The sequence below is a fragment of the Bradyrhizobium denitrificans genome (assembly GCF_013179005.1).
Taxonomy (GTDB): domain Bacteria; phylum Pseudomonadota; class Alphaproteobacteria; order Rhizobiales; family Xanthobacteraceae; genus Bradyrhizobium; species Bradyrhizobium denitrificans.
In genome coordinates, this window is sequence record NZ_JABFDP010000003.1 from 289,068 (window position 1) to 296,230 (window position 7,163).

The 7,163-nt window shown below is 65.4% G+C and carries 6 protein-coding genes; 3 read left to right on the plus strand and 3 right to left on the minus strand.

From position 1 onward, the window contains the following. Positions 1-93: 93 nt before the first annotated feature. Positions 94-1,455 (minus strand): HlyD family secretion protein, encoded by a 1,362-nt coding sequence (locus HL671_RS04785; protein ID WP_172235752.1) that lies wholly within the window; start codon positions 1,453-1,455, stop codon positions 94-96. Between the two features lie 187 nt (positions 1,456-1,642). Here HL671_RS04785 and HL671_RS04790 point away from each other — a divergent pair, with 187 nt between their 5' ends. Beyond that, entirely contained in the window at positions 1,643-2,275 is a 633-nt protein-coding gene (locus HL671_RS04790) for a TetR/AcrR family transcriptional regulator (protein ID WP_172235753.1), read from the plus strand. A 725-nt stretch (positions 2,276-3,000) separates the two neighbouring features. Here HL671_RS04790 and HL671_RS04795 read toward each other — a convergent pair. Together HL671_RS04795 and nikR are read right to left on the minus strand one after the other, a co-directional pair. Then, the gene (locus HL671_RS04795) at positions 3,001-3,351 is read right to left on the minus strand and encodes a hypothetical protein (protein ID WP_041750956.1); all 351 of its coding nucleotides are present in this window, start codon (positions 3,349-3,351) and stop codon (positions 3,001-3,003) included. 11 nt (positions 3,352-3,362) lie between these two features. After that, positions 3,363-3,866, minus strand: a complete 504-nt coding sequence (gene nikR / locus HL671_RS04800; protein WP_172235754.1) for a nickel-responsive transcriptional regulator NikR — start codon at positions 3,864-3,866, stop codon at positions 3,363-3,365. 222 nt (positions 3,867-4,088) lie between these two features. Here nikR and HL671_RS04805 point away from each other — a divergent pair, with 222 nt between their 5' ends. After that, complete coding sequence (locus tag HL671_RS04805; protein WP_246579714.1) at positions 4,089-6,377, plus strand: TonB-dependent receptor; 2,289 nt, start codon at positions 4,089-4,091, stop codon at positions 6,375-6,377. Positions 6,378-6,510: 133 nt separating this feature from the next. Further along, a complete protein-coding gene (locus tag HL671_RS04810) occupies positions 6,511-7,125 on the plus strand; it encodes a class I SAM-dependent methyltransferase (RefSeq protein WP_172235755.1) in 615 nt (204 codons plus the stop codon). Positions 7,126-7,163 lie beyond the last annotated feature (38 nt).

Here is a 7,163-nt window from a genome sequence, read left to right on the forward strand (position 1 = left end):
TTGTATCTTCGATGCAATCCGACCTCTCCCCGGTGGGGAGAGGTGAACTCAGCTCGGGGCAGGATTACCAATCTCATCGTCAGATCGATCGAACTACTTCCCCTGCACCGTCGCGGGCGCGTCGAGGTCGGCGTCGGTGTCGGCATCCTTGGCGCCGTCGGTGGTGTCGACGGTGACGTAGACCGACATGCCGGCGCGCAGCAGGTTCTGCCGCGCCACCTCCTTCGGCACACGGATGCGCACCGGCAACCGCTGCACGATCTTGGTGAAGTTGCCGGTCGCGTTGTCCGGCGGCAGCAGGGTAAACACCGAGCCCGCGGCCGGCGAGATGCTGTCGACCACGCCCTTGAAGCCGCGAGCGCCATAGGCGTCGACCTTGATCGTCACCGGCTGGCCCGGACGGATCCGCTTGAGCTGGGTTTCCTTGAAATTGGCATCGATGAAGACGTCGTCGAGCGGCACCACGTTGCCGAGCCGCTGGCCCACCGCGACGAAGTCGCCGGTGTTGACGAGGCGGTTGGAAAACGTGCCGTCGACCGGTGCACGCACGGTGGCAAATTCGAGGTCGCGCTCGGCCTTGGCCAGCGACGTCTTCAACTCGGCAAGCTGCGCCTGGGCCTCGACCTGCTGCGCCTTGGTCACCTCGACATTGTCGCGCGCGGCGTCGAACGCGGCGCGCGCGGCGCGGACTGCGGCCATGCCCTGGTCGCGCGCGGCTTCCGACTGTTCGAACGTCGCATGCGAGGCAAAACCCTTGCTGCTCAGCGCCTGCTGGCGCTCATAGTCGAGACCGGCGCGCTTCATTGCGGCTTCGGACGAGGTCAGATTGGCCTGCGCCTGCTCGACGGCGCTCTGCTGCGCGGCGACCTGCCGGCCGATGCGCGCGATCGTCGCCTCCTGGGTCGCGATCTTGCTGCGCGCTGCGTCGACCGCGATCTTGTAGTCGCCGTCATCGATGCGGAAGATCACGTCGCCCTTGCGGACCACCGAATTGTCGCGCGGCACGATCTCCTGGATATGACCGGACACGCGGGCGCCAAGCATCGTGTTGTTGGCGCGGACATAGGAGTCATCGGTCGAGACCATGAAGCGGCCGACAATGAAATAATGCGTGGCATAGCCGGCGGCGGCGAGCGCCAACAGCAGGCCGACGCCTGTGAGCACGCGCTTGCGCTTGCCGGATTTCGGCGCTGCGGTGCTGGCCGGCGGCTTCTGCCCGGCGGGCGCCCCGGCCGGCGGCCGTTCGAGCGGCGCCTCGGCGACGGAGTCGGCCTTGATATCAGCCTCCTTGGTACCGGCCTCGCCAGCCTTGACGTCATTTGTCCGCGTTTCAGCAGCCTTGTGCTGCGCCGGCTCGCTGGCCTGGGGACGGGCTGTGGCAGGCTGTCCCTGGTCCGGCGCTTCCTCAGCATCCGGACGGCGTGCCCGCACCGCCTGTTCTCTCGCAGCAGCCATCAGCGACTCCCACCCGTCACAGCGGAGCCAATCGGCCCCATAGAATTCCGACCGAACCGTTCGGTCATTCGACATCTATCATTGACCGAACCGTTCGGTCAATTTATATCTTCGCGACCGCAACATATCCGCTCAGCCCCTTTTGTGAGGTTGCCGCACTCGGATTCTTCGGGAACAGCCTAAACCAATGATTGAGGTCGATCAGAATACCACCCATGCGCCGCAGGACGAGGACACGTCGAAACGGCGGCAGATCCTGGACGGGGCGCGCGAGGTCTTCATGGAGCTGGGCTTCGATGGCGCCAGCATGGGTGAGATCGCCCGCGCGGCGGGTGTCTCCAAGGGCACCCTGTATGTCTACTTCACCGACAAGACCGCCTTGTTCGAAGCGATCGTCGAGGAAGAGACGCGCACCGCTGTGCTGTTCAGCTTCGATCCCGATCGCGATATCGCGACCAATCTGACCGGCTTCGGCGAAGCCTATATCGCGCTGGTGTGCCGGCCGGGCGGCGGATCCGCGATCCGCACCGTGATGGCGATCGCCGAGCGCATGCCGGATGTCGGACGCCGCTACTATGACCGCGTGCTCGAAGGCACCATCAATTGCCTGACCACCTATTTGCGCGGCCGGGTCGAGGCAGGGCAACTGGCCATCGACGATTGCCAGCTCGCGGCATCGCAATTCCACCTGATGTGCCAGGCGACCTTGTTCCTGCCCTTCATCTTCCAGGCCGAGCCGGCCCCCTCGCCCGAACGCATCAGCAAGGTGGTGGCGAGCGCGGTTCGGATGTTCCTCGCCAATTATGGCGTCAAAGGCTGACGGCGCGGCGCGTGAACACCTGAATGGGGCAATGACATCGCTCGCGTCGGACATGCACTTTCCTTCTCGCGACGGTTGACGTCCGAGCTTTGCGATCGGATCACCCTCTGATCATCCGGAGGGTGCAGGGAAGGCCGGGCGCTGACCGCGCCCGTGGCCCGCCTGCGGACAAAAAATGCAGGCGGCAGGTACCACAGGTCCGGCCGAGATCACCCGGCCTCCCCGCGCGATGGGCTTACGATTTATACGCAGTCTCCCCGGTGTCCGGGCTTTTAGCCACCGTCGCCCGCGGCAGATGCCGAGCACCTGCCCGCGAACTTGACGCCAGCATCGGGACGTCAGGACCCTGCGACTTCACCGTCCTGCCGGTCACGTTCGTCCGCGCGCGATTGCAGCGCGCTGCGCGCCGACAGGCCACCGCTTCCCGCCCCCAACGCTCGTGACGACCGCGAAACGTCCCTCTTCGATCGAGGCGGGATGGCGTTAGACAACCATCAATTTCTGAAAATTGGAAGTCGAATATTTTGGCGCGAAGGACTGGACAGGGCAAATCAGCTTGGTCGGACAAGCGAAATCAGTTTCTGCGCGCAGCGGGTTTCTAGGGTGCGCAGGCACGGCCCCAGCCGTCATCGCGAGCGAAGCGACGCGATCCAGGGGCGGAGCGAAAGCTCTGGATTGCTTCGTCGCTCCGCTCCTCGCAATGACGGAGAATGGGCAGCCCTGCGTCACGCCTCCATTGTCATCGCCCGGTTCGACCGGGCGATCCAGTCGTCCGAGACGGTCGTGACGACATCGTTGGGCCGCGGCTTGTGCAGGGCGATCACATCGATGAGATCGTACGAGCGGCGAGAACACTGCCAATGAGTTATTCCGTCATGCCCGGGCTTGTCCCGGGCATCCACGTCATACCCGGGACGCCGGACGACGTGGATGGCCGGAACAAGCCCGGCCACGACGATGTGGAAGCAAAGGGGCACACGAGGCCGAATGTTCTTGTACGATTGCCCTGCGGTGTACTGGATGCCCGCCTGTGCTTGCACGACGGCGGAGGGTGTGGCCGGCAGGCTGCCCCTCATCGTCCACCAGGCTACTTCTTCCCGCTCTTCGTCGCGTGGGAATGCGAATGGCTGTGGCTGCTGCTGTGACTATGCGAATGGCTCTGCGTATGCGCGTGCCCGTGGTCGGCCGCCGCATCGATCGGCATCAGCGCGACGTGGCCGTGGCGGACGCCACGTTCGGCGATGACGTGGTCGGCGAACGCCTTGACCTCGCGCCGCTCCCCCTTGAGCACGGTGACCTCGAGGCAGCTCTCCTGGTCGATGTGGACGTGCAGGGTCGCTTGCGCGAGGCCGGAATGATCATGCGCCTCCTGGGTCAGCCGCTTCGGCAGTTCCCGTGCGGCGTGGTCATAGACATAGCTCAAGGTCGCGATGCACTGGCGGCTGTCGGTACACGTATTGTCGGCGCTCTCCAGGCCGCTGCGCAGCAGATCGCGGAACGCCTCGGAGCGGTTGTCGTAGCCGCGTCGGGCCATGAAGTCGTCGACCTCCGCGAGCAGATCGTCGTCGATCGTGATCGTCAGGCGCTGCATAGATCGTCTCCCGGCGGCAACAGTGTCGACACCAGTATGATGTTTGCGCGTTGACATCATACTGGCGTCATCTTAGCGTTCTTTAACACTCGACAGTGGGGCGATCCAAGCGAGCGTGTCTCAGGCCAATGACGGCTTGCGGCAGATGATGACGCGTGCCCCGGTTGCGAGATCGAGGGCGTGACGGCAATGTGGTGGCGTGGGGCAAGTGCTTTGGTGCTGATGGCAGCATTCGTCCAGCAGGCGCAAGCGCATCCCGAGCGTCCCCCGGCGGAGTTGCCGACCGTCGATGTCGACGCCCCCAAACGGACAGCCAAGCCCAAGCCACAGGTCAGGCACGAGGCGCAACGGCCGAAGCCTGGCGCGCCGCGCTCGCCTGCTCCGGCGACGCCAGCGGACACGGCCGCAGCTCCAGCGGCACCGTCCGGCGCTCCCGCTGTCGGCTCCGGGCCGGCGCGCCCGCAGGGCATGGCGAGCGAGGTCGTGATCACCGGCGAGGAGATCAACGCCCGTCCGGCCACGCGCCCGGGCGAAGTGCTCGAGGCCGTACCCGGCCTCATCGTCACCCAGCACTCCGGTGAAGGCAAAGCCAACCAGTATTTCCTGCGCGGCTATAATCTCGACCACGGCACCGACCTCGCGCTCTCTGTCGACGACGTGCCGGTCAATATGCGCACGCACGCCCATGGCCAGGGCTATGCCGATCTCAACTGGTTGATGCCGGAGACGATCGGCCGCGTCGACGTGCGCAAGGGTCCTTATTTTGCCGACGAAGGCGATTTCGCCTCGGCCGGCAGCGTGCATATTGGACTGGTCGACAGCGTGCCCAAGGCGATCGCGCAGATGACCGCCGGCAGCTTCGGCTATCGCCGCTTCTTCGGCATGGATTCCGTACATGTCGGCGACGGCCACCTCCTGATCGCAGGCGAGGCCGGCCGCTATGACGGGCCGTGGACCACGCCCGATGACGCCAAGAAGCTGAACGGCCTGATGCGCTACTCGCAGGGCACGGCCACCGACGGCTTCTCGATCACCGGCATGGCCTATGCGAACCGCTGGACCTCGACCGACCAGGTGCCGGAGCGCGCCATCACCTCAGGCGATCTCGGCCGCTTCGATGCGTTCGATCCGACCGATGGCGGCAAGACCAACCGTTTCGCGCTGTCCGGCCGCGTCGCCGGCACGGATGATGCCGGCTCCTGGAAGGCCAACGCCTATGTGGTGAAGAGCCAGCTCGATCTCTACAACAACTTCACTTATGCGCTGCGTGATCCGGTCAATGGCGACCAGTTTCACCAGCACGACGACCGGCTGATGCTCGGCGCCAATGCGTCGCGGACCTTCAACGGCAGCTTTGCCGGACGCCCGATGGAGACGACGATCGGCCTCCAGACGCGCTATGACGACATCGCATTGGCCTTGAGCTATACGAACCAGCGCAGCTTCCTGCGCGCGGTCCGCAGCGACAAGGTCGGCGAAGGCAGCGTCGGCCTTTATGTCGAAAACAGCGTGAGCTGGACCGACTGGCTGCGCACCACGGTCGGCTATCGCGGCGACTACTACCAGACCCATGTCTATTCGCTGTACAACGGCAACAACACCGGCGATGCCGCGGCCAGCCTCGGCAGCCCGAAGGTCCGCATGGTGATCGGTCCGTTCAACAAAACCGAATTCTTCCTCGGCGCCGGCTATGGCATGCACAGCAACGACGCGCGCGGCGCGACCACCACCGAGGACCCGGCGGATCCGACCAACAAGCTCGCCTCCTCGCCGCTGCTGGTGCGCACCAAGGGCGCGGAAGTCGGCATGCGCACGCGCATCATTCCGGGGCTCGATTCGTCGCTGAGCGTCTTCATGCTCAATCAGGACTCCGAAATCCTGTTCTCGGGCGACGCCGGCGACACCGCGGCCAGCCGGCCGAGCCGGCGCTATGGCTTCGAGCTGACCAATCACTACCGGCCGGCGTCCTGGATCGACATCGATGCCGACCTCGCGATGACGCATGCGCGCTTCGTCGGCACCGACAGCGACCAGGCCGCAACCTATGCCCAGCTGGTCGGGTTGGGCGCGCCCGCCGAGGTGCTGCGCGGCAATGCGCCGGGCAACTACATCCCCAATGCGCCGTCGATGATCGCCTCAGCCGGCATCACGCTCGGCGAGAAGACCGGCTGGTTCGGCGGCCTGCGCTGGCGCTATCTGGGATCGACGCCGCTGACCGAGGACAATTATTTCCGTTCAACCGCCACCAGCATGTTCAACGGCCGCATCGGCTTCCGCGACGCCAATGGCTGGCGTATCCAGCTCGACGTGCTGAACCTGCTCAACACCAAGGCCAACCAGATCTCCTACGGCTACGGCTCGCTGCTGCCGACAGACCAGCTCTACCAGGATTGCTACGGCAGGACGCCGAAGGGGGTGCCGGCGCAGGTCTGCCAGGCCGGCGTGATGGACCGCGTGCTGCATCCAGTCGAACCGCTGACGTTCCGGGTGACGGTGGCCGGGACGTTCTAGCGGGTGCGTCGCGATGCGGATCTGAGATGATCGGTCTCAGACCATGACGCTTTTGCTGGCAGCGCAACGAAGCTTGCGCCGATCGTTCGGCCGCATGATAGGATGAGCCCTCAACCTACCGAACGACGCCGCAATGTCCGATCGCGCCGCCCATTGGCAGACCGTCTACACCACCAAGGCTGAAACCGAGGTCAGCTGGTACCAGGCCGATCCGGCGACGTCGCTGCGGCTGATCCGCGATGCGGTCGCGGCGCCGGCTGCGCGGATCATCGAGATCGGCGGAGGCACCTCGCGGCTGGTCGATGCGCTGCTGGCCGCCGGCTACCGGGCGCTCACCGTGCTCGACATTTCCGAAGCGGCGCTCGCGACCACCCGCCACCGGCTTGGCGCTGCGGCGGACGATGTGACCTGGATCAGGGAAGACGTCACCACCTGGATGCCGGACGCGACCTATGACCTCTGGCATGATCGCGCGGTGTTTCATTTCCTCACCGAGGCGCGCGACCGTGCCGCCTATGTCGAGCGCGTGCGCAGCGGCGTTGTACCGGGCGGCGCCGTCATCATCGGGACCTTTGCACTCGATGGCCCGGACAAATGCAGCGGGCTGCCGGTGGTTCGCTATGATGCGCAGAGTCTTGCTGCGACGCTGGGCTCCGGCTTCACGCTGGAGGACAGCTGCAGCGAAGCGCATCGCACGCCGTGGGGCTCGGTGCAGCAGTTCCAATTCTGCCGCTTCCGCGCCGGTTAGGGCGTGGACTCATAAACCCTGGTCCAGAGGCGGGTTGA

Coding starts and splice junctions, on each gene's coding strand:
- HL671_RS04785 (WP_172235752.1), bottom strand. CDS start 1,455: ATGGCTGCTGCGAGAGAACAGGCGGTGCGGGCACGCCGTCCGGATGCT.
- HL671_RS04790 (WP_172235753.1), top strand. CDS start 1,643: ATGATTGAGGTCGATCAGAATACCACCCATGCGCCGCAGGACGAGGAC.
- HL671_RS04795 (WP_041750956.1), bottom strand. CDS start 3,351: ATGAGGGGCAGCCTGCCGGCCACACCCTCCGCCGTCGTGCAAGCACAG.
- nikR (WP_172235754.1), bottom strand. CDS start 3,866: ATGCAGCGCCTGACGATCACGATCGACGACGATCTGCTCGCGGAGGTC.
- HL671_RS04805 (WP_246579714.1), top strand. CDS start 4,089: ATGGCAGCATTCGTCCAGCAGGCGCAAGCGCATCCCGAGCGTCCCCCG.
- HL671_RS04810 (WP_172235755.1), top strand. CDS start 6,511: ATGTCCGATCGCGCCGCCCATTGGCAGACCGTCTACACCACCAAGGCT.